Origin of the sequence: Hydrogenophaga sp. UC242_50, assembly GCF_042697355.1 — a bacterium.
GTDB lineage: Bacteria > Pseudomonadota > Gammaproteobacteria > Burkholderiales > Burkholderiaceae_C > Hydrogenophaga.
Map to the genome: position 1 here is coordinate 1,444,041 of NZ_CP170553.1, position 18,491 is coordinate 1,462,531.

15 protein-coding genes and 4 pseudogenes are annotated in these 18,491 nt (G+C 70.9%); 4 read left to right on the forward strand and 15 right to left on the reverse strand.

Annotated features, from left to right (window positions below; translation table 11 throughout):
• Positions 1-144 precede the first annotated feature (144 nt).
• Entirely contained in the window at positions 145-1,698 is a 1,554-nt protein-coding gene (locus tag ACFJGX_RS07400) for a CHAD domain-containing protein (protein ID WP_382328127.1), read from the forward strand.
• A gap of 9 nt (positions 1,699-1,707) precedes the next feature.
• Here the strand turns inward: ACFJGX_RS07400 and ACFJGX_RS07405 are convergent, their stop codons facing one another.
• From ACFJGX_RS07405 to pyrF, 6 genes and pseudogenes are all read right to left on the reverse strand, one after another.
• Positions 1,708-1,920: a glutathione binding-like protein gene (locus tag ACFJGX_RS07405; protein ID WP_382328129.1), complete on the reverse strand. Its 213-nt coding sequence runs from the start codon at positions 1,918-1,920 to the stop codon at positions 1,708-1,710.
• Positions 1,921-2,143: 223 nt separating this feature from the next.
• Positions 2,144-2,326 (reverse strand): annotated as a pseudogene (locus tag ACFJGX_RS07410) (glutathione S-transferase N-terminal domain-containing protein); the annotation flags it as partial.
• On the reverse strand, positions 2,323-3,042 hold the full coding sequence (locus ACFJGX_RS07415) for a glutathione S-transferase family protein (RefSeq protein WP_382153601.1): 720 nt from the start codon (positions 3,040-3,042) through the stop codon (positions 2,323-2,325). The gene ACFJGX_RS07415 and the pseudogene ACFJGX_RS07410, both read right to left, overlap by 4 nt.
• 150 nt (positions 3,043-3,192) lie before the next feature.
• On the reverse strand, positions 3,193-4,653 hold the full coding sequence (locus ACFJGX_RS07420; RefSeq protein WP_382322146.1) for a DUF1501 domain-containing protein: 1,461 nt from the start codon (positions 4,651-4,653) through the stop codon (positions 3,193-3,195).
• A gap of 10 nt (positions 4,654-4,663) precedes the next feature.
• Positions 4,664-6,520, reverse strand: a complete 1,857-nt coding sequence (locus ACFJGX_RS07425) for a DUF1800 family protein (RefSeq protein ID WP_382322145.1) — start codon at positions 6,518-6,520, stop codon at positions 4,664-4,666.
• 155 nt (positions 6,521-6,675) lie between these two features.
• A pseudogene (gene pyrF, locus ACFJGX_RS07430) lies at positions 6,676-7,516 on the reverse strand (orotidine-5'-phosphate decarboxylase).
• Between the two features lie 86 nt (positions 7,517-7,602).
• On the opposite strand from pyrF, the gene ACFJGX_RS07435 reads away from it, so the two are divergent.
• Positions 7,603-8,514 carry a DMT family transporter gene (locus tag ACFJGX_RS07435; RefSeq protein ID WP_382322143.1) on the forward strand — a complete coding sequence of 304 codons (912 nt, stop codon included), beginning with the start codon at positions 7,603-7,605 and terminating at the stop codon, positions 8,512-8,514.
• 41 nt (positions 8,515-8,555) lie between these two features.
• Here ACFJGX_RS07435 and ACFJGX_RS07440 read toward each other — a convergent pair whose 3' ends face one another.
• The 4 genes and pseudogenes from ACFJGX_RS07440 to tsaB all read right to left on the reverse strand — a co-directional run.
• Positions 8,556-9,398 carry a uracil-DNA glycosylase family protein gene (locus ACFJGX_RS07440; protein WP_382328131.1) on the reverse strand — a complete coding sequence of 281 codons (843 nt, stop codon included), beginning with the start codon at positions 9,396-9,398 and terminating at the stop codon, positions 8,556-8,558.
• Entirely contained in the window at positions 9,395-9,688 is a 294-nt protein-coding gene (rimI, locus tag ACFJGX_RS07445; RefSeq protein WP_382328630.1) for a ribosomal protein S18-alanine N-acetyltransferase, read from the reverse strand. Before rimI ends, ACFJGX_RS07440 begins: the two co-directional genes overlap by 4 nt.
• Positions 9,689-10,025: 337 nt before the next feature.
• Positions 10,026-10,367, reverse strand: a complete 342-nt coding sequence (locus tag ACFJGX_RS07450; RefSeq protein WP_382328864.1) for a hypothetical protein — start codon at positions 10,365-10,367, stop codon at positions 10,026-10,028.
• A gap of 31 nt (positions 10,368-10,398) precedes the next feature.
• A pseudogene (gene tsaB, locus ACFJGX_RS07455) lies at positions 10,399-10,914 on the reverse strand (tRNA (adenosine(37)-N6)-threonylcarbamoyltransferase complex dimerization subunit type 1 TsaB); the annotation flags it as partial.
• 11 nt (positions 10,915-10,925) lie between these two features.
• Between tsaB and dacB the strand changes: the two are divergent.
• On the forward strand, positions 10,926-12,473 hold the full coding sequence (gene dacB, locus ACFJGX_RS07460; protein ID WP_382322140.1) for a D-alanyl-D-alanine carboxypeptidase/D-alanyl-D-alanine-endopeptidase: 1,548 nt from the start codon (positions 10,926-10,928) through the stop codon (positions 12,471-12,473).
• 167 nt (positions 12,474-12,640) lie between these two features.
• Here the strand turns inward: dacB and ACFJGX_RS07465 are convergent, their stop codons facing one another.
• The 3 genes and pseudogenes from ACFJGX_RS07465 to purE all read right to left on the reverse strand — a co-directional run bounded on the left by ACFJGX_RS07465 (position 12,641) and on the right by purE (position 15,394).
• Complete coding sequence (locus ACFJGX_RS07465) at positions 12,641-13,657, reverse strand: L-threonylcarbamoyladenylate synthase (protein ID WP_382322139.1); 1,017 nt, start codon at positions 13,655-13,657, stop codon at positions 12,641-12,643.
• Positions 13,658-13,665: 8 nt separating this feature from the next.
• Positions 13,666-14,907 (reverse strand): 5-(carboxyamino)imidazole ribonucleotide synthase, encoded by a 1,242-nt coding sequence (locus tag ACFJGX_RS07470; RefSeq protein WP_382322138.1) that lies wholly within the window; start codon positions 14,905-14,907, stop codon positions 13,666-13,668.
• A pseudogene (purE, locus tag ACFJGX_RS07475) lies at positions 14,904-15,394 on the reverse strand (5-(carboxyamino)imidazole ribonucleotide mutase). Before purE ends, ACFJGX_RS07470 begins: the two are co-directional and overlap by 4 nt.
• A gap of 112 nt (positions 15,395-15,506) precedes the next feature.
• On the opposite strand from purE, the gene trxA reads away from it, so the two are divergent.
• On the forward strand, positions 15,507-16,418 hold the full coding sequence (gene trxA / locus ACFJGX_RS07480) for a thioredoxin (protein ID WP_382322137.1): 912 nt from the start codon (positions 15,507-15,509) through the stop codon (positions 16,416-16,418).
• Here trxA and ACFJGX_RS07485 read toward each other — a convergent pair whose 3' ends face one another.
• Together ACFJGX_RS07485 and ACFJGX_RS07490 are read right to left on the reverse strand one after the other, a co-directional pair.
• The gene (locus ACFJGX_RS07485) at positions 16,419-17,327 is read right to left on the reverse strand and encodes a phosphoribosylaminoimidazolesuccinocarboxamide synthase (protein WP_382153627.1); all 909 of its coding nucleotides are present in this window, start codon (positions 17,325-17,327) and stop codon (positions 16,419-16,421) included.
• Positions 17,328-17,456: 129 nt separating this feature from the next.
• Positions 17,457-18,455 (reverse strand): tripartite tricarboxylate transporter substrate binding protein, encoded by a 999-nt coding sequence (locus ACFJGX_RS07490; protein WP_382322136.1) that lies wholly within the window; start codon positions 18,453-18,455, stop codon positions 17,457-17,459.
• Between the last annotated feature and the right edge of the window lie 36 nt (positions 18,456-18,491).

Genomic DNA, 18,491 nt, shown 5'->3' on the forward strand with positions numbered 1-18,491 from the left:
GGCGCGGCCTGTCGCGATTCTGGCGTGGCGCGTGGCCGTCGGCGTTACAAGGCGTAAGGCTGTGGCGGGCTCGCCGCGTGGCGCGGTAGATGAATTTCCCCGGTGCTGGCAGACTCGCCGCTCCCCCCGTGCCCCAACGACCCCATGCCCCAGGAAACCGAACTCAAGCTCGAACTGCACCCCGAGGACCTGCCGCGCCTGCTCGCGCACCCGCTGCTGAGCGGGCAGGCGCCGCGCCGCGAGCGCCTGTTCAACACCTATTTCGACACCTCCACCCTCACCCTGCGCGCGCAGCGCCTGGCGGTGCGCGAGCGCCGCGTGGGCCGCCGCACCCTGCTCACGGTGAAGACGGCGGGCACCTCGGTGGGGGGCCTGTCGCGCCGCGGCGAATGGGAGGCCGCTTGCCGCCCGGGCCGCTTCGACTTCGCGGCCCTGGTCGACGACGAGGCGCTGGCGCAGCAACTGCTGTGTGTGGCGTGGCAGCTGGTGCCGGTGTTCCGCACCGACTTCACGCGCCGCAGCTGGACCCTGTCGCACGGCGGCGCGGTGGTGGAGGTGGCGCTGGACCAGGGCGCCATCACCACCGGCAACGCCGAGGGCAACCACCGCCAGGCCATTCTGGAACTGGAGCTGGAGTTGCTCAGCGGCCCGGTCGATGCCTTGCTGGACCTGGCGCACACGCTGGCCCTGGGCCCGAGCGGGCAGGCCGCCCAGGGACTGCGCCTGCTGCCGGCCCAGCGCAGCAAGGCCGAGCGGGGCTATGCCCTCTTCACCGGCGAACGCCTGCGGCCCAGCAAGGCCGAGCCGCTCGCGCTGGATGCGCAGATGGCGCCGGTGCAGGCCTTCCAGGCCGCCGCGCTGAGCTGCCTGAGCCACCTGCAGGCCAACGAGGCCGGCGTGCGGCCGCCCGGGCCGGATGGCGCCGTGCCCGACCCCGAGTTCGTGCACCAGGCGCGGGTGGCCCTGCGGCGGCTGCGCACCGGCCTGCGCCTGTTCCGGGCCCACCTGCCACGCCGTTTCGTCGCGCACTGGGCGGCCGAGTGGAAAACCCTCGCGGGCCAGCTCGGCGACGCGCGCAACTGGGATGTGTTCGCCACCGAACGCCTGCCCGCGTGGCAACCCGAGGCCGTGCCGGGCGCCGCGATGGCGCCCGCCGAGCAGGCTTTGCTTGATTGGGTGCGGGACCAGCGCCAGGCGGCCCACCAGCGCGCGGCCGATGCTCTGGGTGGATGTGAGCACGCGCTTCGAATGCTGGCATTCACCCGGGCCGTGCTGGCTTTGCAGGCCCGTGGCGAAGCTCCGCAGAGCCTGCCCGACTGGGCGCGCGACACGCTGCGCCAGCGCCACATGGCGCTGCAAGCCGAAGCGCGCCGCGCGCGCCGGCTCGGACCGGAGGGGAGGCACGAACTGCGCATCGTCTTGAAGAAGCTGCGGTATGCGCAGGAATTCCTGGCCAGCGTGTTGCCGCCCAGGCGGCTGGAGCGCAGCACCGAGGCCCTGGCCGATGCGCAGGAGCTGCTGGGGCAGCTCAACGACCTGAGCACCGCGCAGGCCTTGCTGGCACCGTGCCCGAAGGCCTGGCGCACGCCCTGGGTCGAGCGCTGGCAGGCGGCGCTGCGGGACCAGCTGGCATCGGGCCTGCAGGCCCTGCCGGCCATGGAGCGCGCGCTGGCGCGCACACCCACGCCCTGGGGTTGAGCCAGGGCTTCAGACCAGGGCGCTGGGGCGCGTGCGCACGCGGTCGCGCCAGGCCTGCAGCGCGTGGAAGCCCTCGTCGGCGGGCTTGAAGCGCATCAGCCGCGCGAACTCGACGGTGCAGAACGCGGTGATGTCGGCGATGGTGAAGCGGTTGCCGGCCACCCAGGGCTGGCGCTGCAGCTCGGCGTTGAGCCAGGCGGCGGTCTCGCGGGCCTTGCGCAACCTGCGAGTGGCCGAAATCGGGAAACTGCGGCTGCTCCAGCGGTGCCAGGCCCGGGTGCGTGTGGCGGATGGCGTTGGCCATGGGCAGCATGAAGTACCACTCCACGCGCCGGTCGGCCATCTCGATGAAGGCACGTTCCTCGGCGTTCTGCCCCATCAGGTTGGGCGTGGGGTAGCGGCCTTCCATCCAGGTGCAGATCGCGCGCGTCTCGGTGAGCACGCGCCCGTCGTCGAACTCCAGCGCGGGTACGCGCGCCAGCGGGCTCTTGGCGCGGTAGCCGCTGGTCTTGTGCTCCTGGGCGTTGAGGTCGATGTTGACCAGCTCCAGCCCGTTGATGTTCTTCTCGACCAGGAACATCAGCACCCGGCGCGGGTTGGGGGCGCGCGGCGACACGTACAGCTTCATGCACCACCCCCGCCCGCCTTCAGGCTCTGGCCGGTTTCCATCAGGCGCCGGGCGTCCTCGGCGAAGCGCTGCGCGCCCTGTTCCCCGTCGCGCTCCAGGTCCATGGTCGAGGCCGGCCGCTCGATGCCGCGCTGCACCGCCGGGCGCGCACGGATCGCGTCGCGCCAGCGCTTGAGGTGGGGCAGGTCGCCGATGTCCACCCCGGACCAGCGGTGGGTGCGCACCCAGGCCCAGTTGGCGATGTCGGCGATGGAGTAGTCGCCCGCGAGGTACTCGTGCTGCGCCAGGTGGCCGTCGAGCACGCGGAACAGGCGCTTGCATTCGCCCTGGTAGCGGTCGATCGCGGCCGGGATCTTCTCGGGAAAGTAGCGGAAGAACACATTGGCCTGGCCCATCATGGGTCCGATGCCGCCCATCTGGAACATCAGCCACTGCATCACGAGCGAGCGCCCCTTCATGTCCGACGGCATGAGTCGGCCGGTTTTTTCGGCCAGGTAGATCAGGCAGGCGCCGGACTCGAACACCGCGAAACCGCCGGCCTCGTGGTCCACGAGGGCCGGGATGCGGCCATTGGGGTTGATCTTCAGGTAGTCGGGCTGCCGCTGTTCGCCTTCGCTCAGCTTGAGCACCTTCAGCGTGTAGGGCAGGCCCAGCTCTTCGAGCGCGATGGACACCTTGTGCCCGTTGGGCGTGGCGGCGGTATAGAGGTCGATCATGCAGAGGCTCGCTGAAGAAGTCGGGCCATCTTAGGGGCACTTCACCGGAGGGCGGTGTCAGGTCGGGAACACCGCGGAACCGGCTTTGCCGGGCCGCAGGTGTTGCCCCTGAGGGGTGACGCGCCGCAGGCGCGGCGCGGGGGGAGCCCTCTAGAGCATAAAGCCCAGGTTGGTGGGGTAGTCGACGCTGTTGAAGTTGCCCAGGTTGGGCAGGATGCCGCTCATCTCGGCGCCCTGCACGCCGAACCAGGTGGCCAGGGTGCCGGCGTACTGGTCCACCGAGGTGCTGGGCAGCAGCCGGCCCTGGCCCACGTGCCACTGGTCGTTGGCGTCGGTGGTGGAGTTGCCCACGCTCACCGGTGGCGCCTTGCCGTAGAAGGCCTTGCCGCGCACCGCGCCGCCGACCAGGAAGTGGTGGCTGCCCCAGCCGTGGTCGGAGCCGTCGCCGTTGTAGCTGAGCGTGCGGCCGAAGTCGGACGCGGTGAAGGTGGTGACCTTGTCGGCCACGTTGAGCGCCGCCGTGGCGTTGTAGAACGCGGTGAGCGCCGAACTCACACGGTCCATCAGCGTGGCCTGGCCGCCGATGAGGTTGTCGTGCAGATCGAAGCCGCCGATGGAGACGAAGAACACCTGGCGCTGGTTGCCCAGCTGGGTGCGCGCGGCGATCAGGCGCGCCACCATCCTGAGCTGGTCGGCCAGGCCGTTGGCGGTGGGGAAGGCGTTGAACGGTGCGTCGGTGGCCGGGAAGGCGGCCAGCGCCGAGGTGAGCGCGCTTTCGGCGCCCACGGCGCGCGCGGTGACGAGGTTGTATTCGTTCTCCAGCACGTGGGTGCGGGTCTGCAGCGCCAGCGAGGTGATGGCCGCGCGCACCGCGGCCGAGTTGTAGACGTTGTTGTTGACCGCGCTGATCTTCACCGCGCCGTTGGTGCTGACCTGGTACGACAGCGCCTGGTCGCCGGAGAGGAACACCGTGTTGCCGGTGACCGAGACGCAGGTGAGCACGCGGTTGGTGTTGGCCGAGAGCGCCAGGTCGCCGATGTGGCCGCCCCAGCCGGTGGTGGCGCCTTCGGGCTGCGACGATTGCCAGACCGACTGCTGATCGTTGTGCGAGAACAGCTTGGGCGGCAGCGGGTAGGCCACGCGGTTGCTGCCGTGGTACTGCTGGCGCGTGACCGGCGCCACCAGCGGGCCGACGTTGAGCTGCACCGCCGCCACGCCGCTGTTGAACAGGCCGGCCAAGCCGGTCATGGCCGGGTGCAAGGCGTACTGCTTGCCACCGGGCAGGGCCACGGTGGGGTTGAGCACGGTGGGCGTGAGCGCGGCCTGCGCCAGGGCGATGCCGCCGGCCGTGCGGTTCGCGCCGCCGCCGCGGATGGCGCTGTACTGGTCGTAGCTGGCGGTGTCGTAGTTGACGACGGTGTTGGCGTAATCGTTGCCGCCGTTGAGGAACACGCAGACCAGGGCCTTGTAGTCGGTGGCGTTGAACGCCGCCGCGTCGGCCATGGCCGCGAGGTTGAGCGCGGTGGGCAGGGCCGCGCCGGTGAAGGCCAGCTGGCCGGCGCGGCGCAGGAAGGCGCGGCGGGTGTGCAGATCGGGCTGGATGAAGTGCATGTCGGGCCCCTTATTTCTGGATCAGGTATTCGGGACAGGCCATGACCATCAGGATGGCGGCCCAGATGCGACGGCGCTTGACGGTGTCGCTGCTGGCCGTGGTCACCGGCGTGGCGTTGAGCGCCGAGACCATGGTGGCGCGCGAGGCGCTGGAGACCTGGCCCGCGGCGAGCACCAGGCAGATGTGGTTCACCAGCGCCGTGGCATCGGCCACCAGCGCGAGTTCGCGGCTGTAGTTGGCCTGCACGTCGTAGGCGTAGTTGGTCCAGGCGGCCTGCGGCGCGCCGGGCTCGGGGCAGTTGATGCCGCGCTCGATCACGCCCTGCATGAAGTTCAGGTAACCGCCCACGGTGGACTCGTTGACCAGCTGGAACTCGGGCGCGGTGGCGCCCGCGGCCGAGAGCGCGGTGCCTGGTGGCACGTAGCCCGGCCGGAAGAAGTTGAACACCGAGGGCGAGCGCAGCGGGCTCTGGCCGAGCTGGGTGGCCGTGTTGTTCAGCTCGAAGATCTTCCAGCTGCCGGCCGCCGAGGTGACGCCGAAGGTGCGCGCCCACTGGATGAAGCGCAGCATGGGTTCGCGCAGCTTGCCGAAGGTGGTGCTTTGCAGCGAGGCCGGACCGCGCGCCTCGTCGTCGAGCAGGATCGCCACCCACACCGCCTTCAGGTCGCCACGCACGCCCGCACCGTTGTCGTTGAAGCGCGATGCGACGCGCGCCACGTAGGCCGGGCTGGGGTGGCTGGTCACCAGGCGCTGGATCATCTGGCGCGCGAAGAAGGGGCCGGCATTCGGGTGGTTGAACAGGGTGTCCAGCGCCATCCGCAGGGCGGTGGGTCCCGGTGTGTTGGCCGGCACCGTGGTGCCCAGGAAGCGGGCTTCCAGGTTGGAGTGCCGGTTGGCGTTGAACGACATGCGCTTGCCCGCGAAGGCCTTCGACTCGATGGTGTAGTTGTCCACCGGATGGCGCACGCCGTCGGAGGTGTCGAAGTTGTAGCCGGTGAACACGCGCGCCAGGCCGGTCACGTCGGCCTGGGTGTAGCTCTCCAGCGGCACGCCGCCGCTGGTCTTGGGCGTGCCGTCGAGGTTGAGTTCGACCACGCCGATGGTGAAGAGCTGCATCACCTCGCGCGCGTAGTTCTCGTCGGGCACGCGGCCGGTGCTGGCGTTCTCTTTCTGGTTGCCCTTGGTATTGAGGAAGTAGCCCATCGCAGGGTGCAGCGTGACGTCTTCCAGCAGCTCGCGGTAGTTGCCGAAGGCGTTGCGCGCCAGCGTGTCCCACCAGCTCGCGTAGGCGTGCGAGCGCCAGGTGAACTCGGCCGAGGCGAGCGAGGCCACGAAGAATTCCGAGAGCGCCAGCGCGGCGCGCTTGCGCATCATGTCCGGCCCGCTCAGGAGCTGGTTCCAGATCATGAAGTCGGCCGGGTAGTAGGTGAAGAAGTAGTTGTTGGCGTCCACCGCGCCATAGCCCCGGGCCTCCAGCCAGTTCCAGCCGGTGATGCCCTGGTAGCGCGCGAACTGGTTGGACAGCCATTGCGCGCAGCCCATGCCACGCAGCTCGGCCATCTCCGCCGGTGTGGAGGAAAACTGCGCCTGCTGAAGGAAACGCGCGGCCTCGGCGTCGTTCGTGGGGTTGATGTGGCTGTAGCCGGCGATGGGAAAGTCGATCACGCCCACCGCCGGTGCCGCGTCGGCGGTGCCGCCGCCACCACCACCGCCGCCACAAGCCGCGAGCAGCGCGGCCGCCGCCAGCGGCGTGAGCGCGTGCCGGGATGCTGGCGTGGGGTTCTCCGGCGAAGAACCTGGTTCTTGGTGTGCGTCGGCCGCGCTCGCATCGGCCGCTTGTTCAGGCGCTTCTTCGATGTCCATCATGACGATCCCTCCTCGGTTCGACGAGCGCGAGTGTAGGGAGGCGCCTTCAGCGGAAAAGGCCGAATTTCAAGTCGTTACAAGTGGGTGTGGCGCGTTCGCGGCACCCGCCCGACGGCGCTACCGCCGGGGTTTGCCCGGCGGCCATCCGTCGAAATTCAGGTGCGCGCGGCGCGCAGTTCGTCTCGTGTTTTCTGCGCCACCCGACGCGCCGCGTCCGCGAAGTCCGCACCGGCCGACGCATACAGAATGGCGCGCGACGAGTTCACGATGATGGGACCGGTGGTCTCATCGCCCTGGGTGCGCAGGCCAGCCTTCACGGTGCGCCACGGCATCGCCGCCCTGCGCGCCCACGCCGGGAATCAGCAACGGCAGCGTGGGCGCGATCTCGCGCACGCGCTCGATCTCGGCGGGGTAGGTGGCGCCCACCACGAGGCCGAGCTGGCCGTTGAGGTTCCATGGTCCTTGCGCGAGGCGCGCCACGTGTTCGTACAGGCGCGGTTCGCCGTCGATGGAAGCGAAGCGCTGGTTCTGCAGGTCGTCGCCACCGGGGTTGGAGGTGCGGCAGAGCAGGAACGCGCCCTTGCCGTGGTACTGCAGGTAAGGCTGCACCGAGTCGAAGCCCATGAAGGGCGAGAGCGTGACCGCGTCGGCGCCGTAGCGCTCGAAGGCCTCGATGGCGTACTGCTCGGCGGTGCTGCCGATGTCGCCGCGCTTGGCGTCCAGGATCACCGGCACCTGCGGCGCCACGCGGCGCATGTGCGCCATCAGCCGCTCCAGCTGCTCTTCCGCGCGGTGCGCCGCGAAGTAGGCGATCTGCGGCTTGAAGGCGATCGCCGTGTCGGCCGTGGCCTCGACGATGGCGGCGCAGAAGTCGTAGATGCGGGAGGCGTCGTTCTTCAGGTGCGCGGGGAAACGGGCGGGATCGGGGTCCAGGCCCACGCACAGCAGGGAACGGTTCTGGCGCTCGGCGGTGCGCAGCATGTCGAGAAAGGTCATGGGCCGATTTTAGTTGGCCGCCTGCCGCGAGGTCTTGGCGGTCCCGCGACGGACACCGCCCCCCCGCGCCGCCTAAGATCACGCCCATGCACGCCCTGTCCCGACAACAACTCGTCCTGCTCGTCCTGCTCACCCTCGTCTGGGGCGTCAACTGGCCCATCATGAAGTTCGGTGTGACGGGTTTTCCACCCCTGACCTTCCGCACCATCTGCATGTGGATCGGGTTGCCGGTGCTGGGCCTGTTCCTGTGGTGGCGGCGCGTGCCCTTCCGCATCCCGCGCGAGCACTGGCGGGAGCTGGCGGTGCTCACGGTGTTCAACATGCTGTTCTGGCACACGCTGGCGATCCTGGCGATCCAGACGCTGTCGAGCGGGCGCGCCGCGATCCTGGGTTACACCATGCCGGTGTTCTCGGCGCTGGTGGGCAGCTGGTGGTTCGGCCAGCGGCTGGCGGGCCGGGCCTGGGGCGGCGTGGCGGCGGCGGCGCTGGGCGTGCTGCTGCTGCTGTGGCACGAACTCACGCAGCTCTCGGGCAAGCCGCTGGGTGTGGTGATGATGCTGGTGGCCGCCGCCACCTGGGCGGTGGGCACGCAGATGATGCGCCGCACGACGATTCCGACGCCCACGCTGACCATCTCGTTCTGGCTCACGGCGCTCACCACGGTGTGGATGACCGTGTTGTCGCTGACCTTCGAGCGCTCGGCCTGGGTCTGGCCCACGCCGGGCATCTGGTGGGCCATCGTCTTCAACGCGCTGGGCGTGTTCGCCTTCGCCCAGGTGGCCTGGCTCTCGCTCGCGCGCGACCTGCCGCCCATCGCCTCCACGCTGTCGGTGATGTTCATCCCCGTGCTGGGCGTCTTCACCGGCGCGTGGTGGCTTGGCGAGGTGCTGCATTGGCAGGACTGGGCCGCCGTCGCGCTGGTGATGGTGGCGATCGCGTCGGTGTTGTGGCCCTCACGCTCCGCCGCTGCGCGGGTCGCTGCCCCCCGAGGGGACTGATCCGGCTTGGGGCGGCCCGGCACCGGATCGCGTGGCCTTCCTCAGGCGTTGTCCAGCGTGTGCATCGCCAGGCACAGGTCGGCCCAGGCCTTGCCCTTGTCGCCGGGGGTGCGCAGCAGGTAGGCCGGGTGGTAGGTCACGATCACCGGCACGCCTTCGTAGCGGTGCACCCGGCCGCGCAGGCGGCCGATGGGTTCGGTGGTCTTGAGCAGCGACTGCACCGCGAAGCGCCCCATCGCCACGATGACCTTGGGCTTGACCAGCGTCACCTGGCGCACCAGATAGGGCTCGCAGCGCGCCACTTCCTCGGGCTGCGGGTTGCGGTTGGCGGGCGGTCGGCACTTGAGCACGTTGGCGATGTAGGCGCCTTGCACCCCCTCGCCCTGGCGGCTGCGGCCCACCGCGCGCAGCATGTTGTCGAGCAGCTGGCCGGCCGCGCCCACGAAGGGTTCACCCTGCAGGTCTTCGTTTTCACCGGGCGCTTCGCCCACGATCATCCAGTCGGTCTGCACGTCGCCGACGCCGAACACGGTGTTCTTTCGGCCCTTGCACAGGCCACAGGCCTGGCAGTTGGCCACGGTCTCGCGCAGCTCGGACCAGTCCATGCGGTCCACGTGGCTGGGGCGGGCGGGAGGGGCTTCGGCGGGCGCGAGCGGCGCGCTGCTCGGGGCTGGGGTTGGCACCGGGCGCGAAGGCGCGGTGACCGGTGGCGCCGCGACCTTGGGCGTCCCGGCGGCGGCCTGGGGTGCCTCCACCACGGGGGCCGCCACGGCCGGCGGCACCGGCCTGGGCGCCCAGACGCGCACGCCCATCTCGGCCAGCATGGCGCGCTGGCGCGCATCGAGCAGCGGAACAAAGGAGGTGTCGAGCACGTCGTCGCTCATCGGGTGCCCCGCGCCGCCATCAGGTTCAGGCTCATGACGATGGCGTCTTCCCGGCGCAGGTGGCCGTCCGGGTAGTAGCCCTTGCGCAGGCCGACCTGCGAGAAACCGTAGCGCTCGTACAGGCGGCGCGCCGCTTCGTTGCTCTGGCGCACCTCCAGCCAGAGCCACTGGGCCTGCTGGCCGCGCGACCACAGCACCAGCGCGTCGAGCATGAAGCGCGCCCAACCCTGGCGCTGGTGGGCCGGCGCCACGGTGATGTTGAGCAGGTGCACCTCGTCCACGCCCGGCACTGCCAACGAGGTAACCCAGCAGCACGCGGCCGTCGGCGCGCACGGCCTGCGCCTGTTCACCTGGCAGCGCCTCGCCCAGCAGCAACACCGCCGGGTAGCCGGCCTGCAGCGAATCGTGGAAATGCTTGCGCGACCAGGGGTGGGCGTAGGCCGTGACTTCCACCGCCCGCACGGCGTCCAGGTCGGCCTCGGTCATGGGCTCGAAGGCGATGCGGCGTTCGCGGGTGGCCGGGGGGCGCACGGTGTCCGGCAGTGCGCAGCACCGCCTGCGGGGGCTGGGTGGCGCCGGGGGTCATGGCCCGCAGCAGGGCGTTCACGGTGGTGTCCATCGTGAGCCTCAGGGCGTGACGGCCGCCAAGGCCGCTCTCAGGCGTTCGCGCTCGTCGGTGGTCTGGGCCACCTTGTCGCGCACGTACAGCGGCAGGGCATCGCGCGCGGCCACCGCCGCGCCCGCGGCCAGCAGGCCGGGCGCCAGGCGCAGCAGCGCGGCGGCCGTGGGCAGGGACGGCAGGCGGGTGCCTGGCAGTTCGGCCAGGGCGCTGGCATAGCTGTCGAACACGTTGCCCGCGAGCAGGGTGGCGCCATCGGCCTGAAGGTGTGCGCCCAGGTCGGCCGGCGCGCACAGGCGGGCCGGCGCCAGCGGTGACAGCCCTGCCGGCGCGCAGGCGTAGGTGCGCAACGTACAGCTCGCCCATGCGGGCGTCGAGCAGGGCGGCGATGCGCTTGGGCGGGGTCTGGCCGGCGTGCTGGTGGTTCCAGCGGGCCTCTTCGGCCAGGGCGAGGAGGGTGTCGACCGGCAGCACCGGCAGGCCCCGCGGGCGGGCCGCATCCTGCGCTCCGTAGGCCAGGCCCTGGGCCACAGCACAGGCGGTGCGCAGGCCGGTGAACGAGCCCGGCCCCCGGCCGAACACCACGGCGTCCAGGCTGTTCAGGGCCCAGCCCGAGGCATCGAGCAGCTGTTTCACCAGCGGCAGCAGGGTGGTGGACGCCATCGCGCCGCCCGGGCCGCTGTGCTGCCACAGCGGGCCGTCGGGCGCGCCGCTGCCCAGGGCGACCGAGAGGGTGTCGGTGCTGGTTTCAAGGGCGAGCAGGCGCGAGGCGGAAGGCATCCCGGGATTATCGGGCACCGGGTGCCCCCGCTTCCGGGGTGGGGGCGCGCCGCCGGCCATCCACCGCAACGGCCATTCACACAGCCGTGGCCGGTTCTTCCCCCGGTGCCGTTTCATAATGAAACACCATGTTCGATATCGACTTCCTCCGCCGTGTGACCGCCTTGCGCCCGGTGCGCGGGCTGGTGCTGAGCCTGCTGGCCGGCCTGGCGCTGCCCGCGTGCGCCCAGATGGCGGGCCGGAGCGACCCCCTGCCGCCCGCGGTGCTGGGGGCCATGAGCCGGGCCCAGGTGCCGGCCAGCGCGCTGTCGGCGCTGGTGATCTCGGTCGATCCCGACGCCCATGAGCGCCTGCGCCACCGCGCCAGCACCCCGGTGAACCCGGCCTCGGTGATGAAGCTGGTGACGACCTACGCCGCCATCGACCTGCTGGGCAGCGATTTCACCTGGAACACCCGCTTCTACACCGACGGCACGGTCGAGAACGGCGTGCTGCGCGGCAACCTGTACGTGCGCGGGGGCGGCGATCCCAAGTTCGTGCTCGAACGCATCCAGGAGGCCTACCTGGCCCTGCAGGCCAAGGGCGTGCGCGTGATCCTGGGCGACATGGTGCTCGATCACAGCGCGTTCGAGCTGCCCGCGATCGACCCCGGCGCCTTCGACGGCGAGGCCCTGCGGCCCTACAACGCCACGCCCGACGCGCTGCTGGTCAACTTCAAGTCGGTCATCCTGACCTTCCAGCCCGATCTGGCCAACGGCGTGGCCCGCGTGGTCAGCGAGCCGCCCATGGCCGGCCTGGCGGTCGACGCCTCCGTGCCGCTCTCGCGCGGCACCGCCTGCGGGGACTGGCGCGGCACCGTGCAGGCCCGCTTCGACGACCCGAACAGCATCCGCTTCGAGGGCCGCTACCCGCAGGTCTGCGGCGAACTCAAGTGGCCCGTGGCCTACCAGCAGCCCGCGAGCTACGCCGCGCGCGCGATGGAAGGTCTGTGGCGCGCCAGCGGCGGCTCCATCACCGGCCAGGTGCGCGACGGCACCATGCCGGCCGAGGTGCAGTTGCTGCACGAGGCGCGCTCGCTGCCCCTGTCCGAGGTCATCGTGGACGTGAACCAGTGGAGCAACAACGTGATGGCGCAGCAGGTGTTCCTCACGCTGGGCCAGCTGGCGCCGCCGCAGACGGCCACGCCCGTGCTGGCCATGGTGGCCCCGGGTTCGGCCGCCGCCCGGCTGGTGCCCTCACGCCCGGCGCGCTTCGAATACTCGCGCGAGGTCGTGACCGACTGGTGGAAACGCACCTTCGGCCCCCGCATGCCGGGGCCGGTGCTCGACAACGGCTCGGGCCTCTCGCGCGAGGAGCGCATCACGCCCGAGGCGCTGGCGGGCCTGCTGCGCCACGCCGCGCGCCACCCGCAGGGCGTGCAGTTCGTGCAGTCGCTTTCGATCGCAGGCGTCAGCGGCACCGCGGCGCGGCTGGCGCGCGGTGGCCAGAGCGCCGCGCGCGGCAACGCCTGGGTCAAGACCGGCACGCTGCGCGACGTCACCGGCATCGCCGGCTACGTCAACGCGGCCAATGGCGCGCGTTATGTGGTGGTCGGTTTCATCAACCACCCGAATGCACCGGCTGCGCGACCGGCGCTGGATGCCTTGCTGGAGTGGACGGCGTCGTTGCCGGACTGAACCCCGCGTTCACCGCGCCGGAGCGCGACCCGCATCGGATGAAGCAGCCCCGTCCAGGGGCATCAAGGGTCCGGCTCCGCCGGCCCGAGATGCCGTCCCCCCTCGAAGCGCCGAAGGCGCGCCACAGAGGGGGGAAGCCGCAAAGCGGCGCAGGGGGGTGTTCCTCCTCATGCCGCGGCGCGCCTCAGCCGGTCGCGCACGCCGTCCCAGGCTGGGTCTTCCGGTGGCGTTTCCACCCAGATGAGGCGCACGCCGGTGGCGTCCAGCTCGCGCAACACGGCAAAGAGTTCCTGGGCGGCGGCGGCCGCGTCGTCCGGCATGCGCCGGCGCGGCACGCTTCGCGCGGGCTCCACGGGGCTGCGCGCGTAGAGCGCGATGTGCTTCGCGTCGTTGCCCAGCACCTGGAAGGCCGAGCGCAGCTGATGCGCGTCCATCAGCCGCACCTTGGCGCGCGGCGCGTAGTGCGATTCCAGCGTGCCCGAGGCGCGCGGCGCGGCCTCGTCGCGCTCGCGCAGGGGCTGGCCGCAGGCCGCTTCAAGTTGCGCGACGGTGATCATGCCGGGGCGCAGCAGCACGGGGTGGCCGCGCGTGCAGTCGACGATGGTGGATTCGATGCCCACCGGGCAGGCGCCGCCGTCGAGGATCAGCAATTCGTCTTCCGCCAGGCTGGCGAACTCCTCGGCCACGTGCGCGGCGGTGGTGGGGCTCACGCGGCCGAAGCGGTTGGCGCTGGGCGCCGCCACGCCGCTCACGCCGCGCGCGGCGGCCGCGCTCAGCAGGGCCTGGGCCACGGGGTGGGCCGGGCAGCGCAGGCCGACCGAGTCCTGCCCGCCGGCGGCGACCGCAGCCACGCCCTCGCGGCGCGGCAGGATCAGCGTGAGCGGGCCGGGCCAGAAGGCGTGCATGAGCGCGGCGGCAAAGGCGGGGACTTCGCGCGCGTAGTGGTCCACGCCGGCGCGCCAGCCGTGCGCGCCCGGGCCGGGCGCGAGGTGCACGATCAGCGGGTGGTCGGCCGGGCGGCCCTTGGCCTCGAAGATGCGGTGCACCGCCGTGGCGTTGTCGGCATCGGCCGCGAGGCCGTAGACGGTTTCGGTGGGCATGCCCACCAGCGAGCCGTCGGCCAGGCGCTGCGCCGCGCGCTCGATGGCGGCGGGGTCTTGCGCGGACAGCAGCGGCGGTGGCATGGCGCGCCTCAGGCGCCGAGCGCGGGCAGGCCGAGCAGCGCCAGCACCTGCGCGGTGGTCTCGCGCACCTGGGCCACGCTGGCGCCGGTGATGTTGAGGTGGCCCATCTTGCGGCCCGGGCGGGCGCCCAGCTTGCCGTAGAGGTGCAGGTGGGTGCCGGGCAGGGCCAGCACCGCGCCCCAGGGCGGCGACACGGGTGTCCTGCTGGCTTGCGCGCGCACGGCATTGGGCGCGAACCAGAGATCGCCCAGCAGGTTGACCATGATGGCCGGGCTGTGCTGGCGCGGCGTGGGCAGCGGCAGGCCGGCAAGCGCGCGCACCTGGGCTTCGAACTGCGACAGGTCGCAGGCGTTCTGCGTGTAGTGGCCGCTGTTGTGCGGGCGCGGCGCCATTTCGTTGACCACAAGGTCGAGCGCGCCATCGGCGTTCTGCACCACGAAGTACTCGACGCACAGCACGCCCACGTACTGCAGGTGGTTCGCGATCGCCACCGTGCTGGCCTGCGCGCGCTGTGCCAGGGTGGGATCGAGCGCGCCGTCGAAGACCTCGGTGAGGGCGAGGATGCCGTCGTGGTGCGTGTTCTTCTGCACCGGGAAGCTCACGACCTGGCCGTCGGCGCCGCGCGCCACGATCACCGAGCATTCGGCGCGCAGCTGGAGCAGCTTCTCCAGCACGCAGGGCACCTTGTCCAGGTCGTCCCAGGCGGCGGCGAGTTCCTCGCGCGTGGACACGCGCACCTGGCCCTTGCCGTCGTAGCCCATGCGCGCGGTCTTCAGGATGCCGGGCAGCAGATCGGCCGGCACGGCCTTGAGCGAGGCGTCGGTGGTGATGACGGCGTGCGGCGCCGGTGCCACGCCGCTGATGGGCGCGCAGTGCTCGAAGTGGGCCTTCTCCTTCACGCGGTCCTGCGCCACGGCCACGCAGGCGGCGGACGGGGCGACCGGCCGCTGGGCCGCGAGCGTGAGCAGGGCGTGCGCCGGCACGTTCTCGAATTCGGTGGTGATGGCGTCGCAGCGCTGCATCAGCTGGGCCAGGCCCTGCTCGTCGTCGTAGGCGGTCTTGATGTGGTGGTGGCTGACCAGGCCGGCGGGGCTGGCCGGATCGGGGTCGAGCACCACGGTGAAATAGCCCATGGCCTGCGCCGCCTGCACGAACATGCGGCCGAGCTGGCCGCCACCCATCACGCCCAGCGTGGTCTGCTGGCCGCTGTGCACGGAAGGGTTGCCGGGGAGAAGGGTCTTGAGGCTCATGCGGGCAGGGTCATCGCGCGGGCGGCGGCGGTCTGTTGGGCGCGGAAGGTGTCGAGCTTGTGGCGCAGCTCGGGGTCGTGGCTGGCCAGCAGGGCCACGGCGAACAGCGCCGCGTTGGCCGCGCCGGCCGCGCCGATGGCGAAGGCTGCGCACGGGAATGCCCTTGGGCATCTGCACGATGCTGTGCAGCGAGTCCACGCCACTGAGGTGTTTGCTGCGCCACCGGCACGCCGAGCACCGGCACCACGGTCTTGGCCGCCAGCATGCCCGGCAGGTGCGCCGCGCCGCCGGCCCCGGCGATGATCGCCTTGAGCCCGCGCCCGGCGGCCGCCTCGGCGTAGGTGAACATGTCGTCGGGCATGCGGTGCGCCGAGACCACGCGCGCCTCGTGCGCGATGCCGAAGTCCTGCAGGATCTGCACGGCGTGCTGCATGGTGTCCCAGTCGCTGCTGGAGCCCATGAGCACACCCACTTGGATGGAGTTCATGACGGTGCCTCTGGCCGGTGCGCCCCCCGCGGGGGGCTGGAGCGGTCGCGCGCATGGCAGGGCATGGCGTCTCCGGTAAAGTGTGGATTTTACGTTTGCCCAGGCCGCTCCCATGATCAACGTCACCGTCGCCAACTTTGAAGCCGAGGTCATCGAGGCTTCGATGCACACCCCCGTGCTGGTGGATTTCTGGGCCCCGTGGTGCGGCCCCTGCAAGGTGATCGGCCCGCTGCTGGAGAAGCTGGAGGCCGATTACGCCGGCCGCTTCAAGCTGGTCAAGATCGATTCCGACCAGGAGCAGCAGCTCGCCGCCGCCTTCGGCATCCGCAGCATTCCCACCTGCGTGCTGCTCATGAACGGTCAGCCGGTCGATGGTTTCATGGGCGCGATGCCCGAGGGCCAGATCAAGGCCTTCCTCGACAAGCACCTGCCCCCCGGCGGCGACGAAGCCGAGGCCGAGGCGGTGGAGCCCGATGCGCAGGACGCGCTCGCCCAGGGCGATCTGGACGGCGCGCTGGAGAAGATGCGCGAGGCGGTGCAGGCGGCACCGGACAACGACGACGCGCGCTTCGACCTCGTGAAGCTGCTGCTGGAGATGGGGCAGGACGACGACGCCAAGGTGGCGTTCGCCCCGGTGATCGCCAAGGCCGCGGGCGTGCGCCGGCTCGACTCGCTGCAGCGCTGGATGGCCGCGCGCGATGCGCAGGCCGAGGTGGCCGACCCCGATGCCCGCGCGGCGGAGCTGCAGGCCGCCATCGCCGCCAACAAGCGCGACTTCGAATCGCGCTTCGCGCTCGCGCAACTGCTCATGGCCTACGGCCAGTGGACGGCGGCCATGGACGAACTGCTGGAGATCCTGATGCGCGACAAGGCCTGGAAAGAGGAGCTGGCGCGCAAGACCTTCATCGCCATCCTCGACGTGATCGACCCACCCAAGCCCAAGGTGGCCGAAGGCCAGGTGCCGCCGGAAGACCCGACGGTGGCGACCTACCGCCGCCGCCTCTCCAGCGTGGTTCTCAGCTGATCAGTTCATGAGGCGCGTGAGCGCCTCCTGGTATTTGGCGGCGGTCTTCTCGATCACCTCGCGCGGCAGGCGCGGCGCGGGCGGGGTCTTGTCCCAGGGCTTGCCGCTGACCTGCGCGGTCTCCAGCCAGTCGCGCAGGAACTGCTTGTCGTAGCTGGGCGGGTTCTGGCCCACCACGTAGCTCTCGGCCGGCCAGTAGCGCGAGCTGTCGGGCGTGAGCACCTCGTCCATGAGCACCAGCTTGCCGGCCTTGTCCAGGCCGAACTCGAACTTGGTGTCGGCAATGATGATGCCCTTCTTCAGCGCGATCGCCGCGGCCGCCTTGTAGAGCGCGATCGACACGTCGCGAATCTGCGCGGCGAGTTCGGGGCCGATCATCTCGACCGTGCGCTCGAAGGTGATGTTCTCGTCGTGCTCGCCCATGGCCGCCTTGGCCGCGGGCGTGTAGATGGGCTCGGGCAATTGCGAGGCGTTCTGCAGGCCCTCGGGCAGCTTCACGCCGCAGACCGAGCGGCTTTCCTGGTACTCCTTCCAGCCGCTGCCGGCCAGGTAGCCGCGCACCACGGCTTCCACCGGGATCGGCTTGAGGCGCTGCACCAGCATCGAGCGGCCGGTGACCTGCGGCACCTCGGCGGGCGAGACCACGCTCTCGGGTGCGTCGCCGGTGAGGTGGATCGGGCAGATGTTCAAACCCTTGGGGCCGAGCTGGTCGAACCAGAACAGCGAGAGCCGGGTGAGCAGCTCGCCCTTGCCGGGGATCGGTTCGCCCATGATCACGTCGAACGCGCTGATGCGGTCGCTCGCCACCATCAGAATGCGGTCGTCGCCCACGGCGTAGTTGTCGCGCACCTTGCCGCGCGCCAGCAGGGGCAGGGAGGTCAGGGCCGAGGTGTGCAAGGCAGAGGTCATGATCGGATCGGAAAAAAGCAGGACAAGAAAAAAGCCCGTTGAACAGCCAACGGGCTTTGAACCATTCCGGGAGATTATCGCAAGTTGGCGGCGGGATGGGGCCGAAAGTCGAGTCCGCCGGTGCGGCGCCTATTTGGCGGCGAGCCCCAGGCGCTCGATCAGGGTCTTGTCCTTGGCGTAGGTCTCGGCCGCCCACTTGCGGTAGTCGTCGCCGCTGCGGTACCACATGGCCTGGTTGAGCTGGCCCAGCACCTCGATGTGCCTGGGGTCCTCCATGGCCTTCTTGAACGCATCGTGCAGCACCTTGGTGACGGCCGGGTCCATGCCCTTGGGGCCGGCCAGGCCATAGGGCGAGGTGGACACCACGCCGTAGCCGAGCTCCTGCGCGGTGGGCACCTCGGGCCAGCGCTGGGTGCGCTGTTCGCCGAAGGTGACCAGCAGGCGCATCTGGCCGCCGTCCACGTACTTGTCCCAGCCGCTGGCGTCGCTCTGCGCCATCACATGGCCGCCGAGCAGGGCGGCCTGCAGGTCGGCGTTGCCCTTGAAGGGCACGTGCGTGAGCTGCACCTTGGCGTTGCCGGCCAGCTCTTCCATCAGCAGGTGCGGGCTGCTGCCGGTGCCGGTGGAGCCGTAGTTGATGGCGCCGGGCTGCTTGCGCGCGGCCTCGATGTAGTCCTTGAAGGTCTTGTAGGGCGAGTCGGCCTTGACGGTGAGGCCGAAGGTGTAGCCCGAGACGCCGATGATGTAGGTGAAGTCGGTCAGCGGGTCCCAGTTGGTCTTCTGCATGTGCGGCATGCGCAGCAGGCCGAGCGGGAACTGGGCGATGGTGTAGCCATCGGGCTTGGCGGTTTGCGCCATGGTGCTGGGGCCCAGGGTGCCGCCGGCACCGGGGCGGTTCTCGATCACGATGGGCTGGCCCAGGTGTTTGCTGGCGATCTCGGCGAGCGCACGCAGGTGGCGGTCGGTCGAGCCGCCGGCGGGCCAGGGAATGATCATGGTCACGGGGCGGTTCGGGTACGCGGGCGATTGCGCCTGCGCGAGGCCGAACGGGGCCAGGCCCGCGCTGGCGGCGCTGGCCAGCAGCAGCGCGCGGCGGCGCTTCGAGGGGGGTGATGAGGGGTGTTGCATGCCTTGTCTCCTTCTGTGGTGATGCCGGGTGGGCGG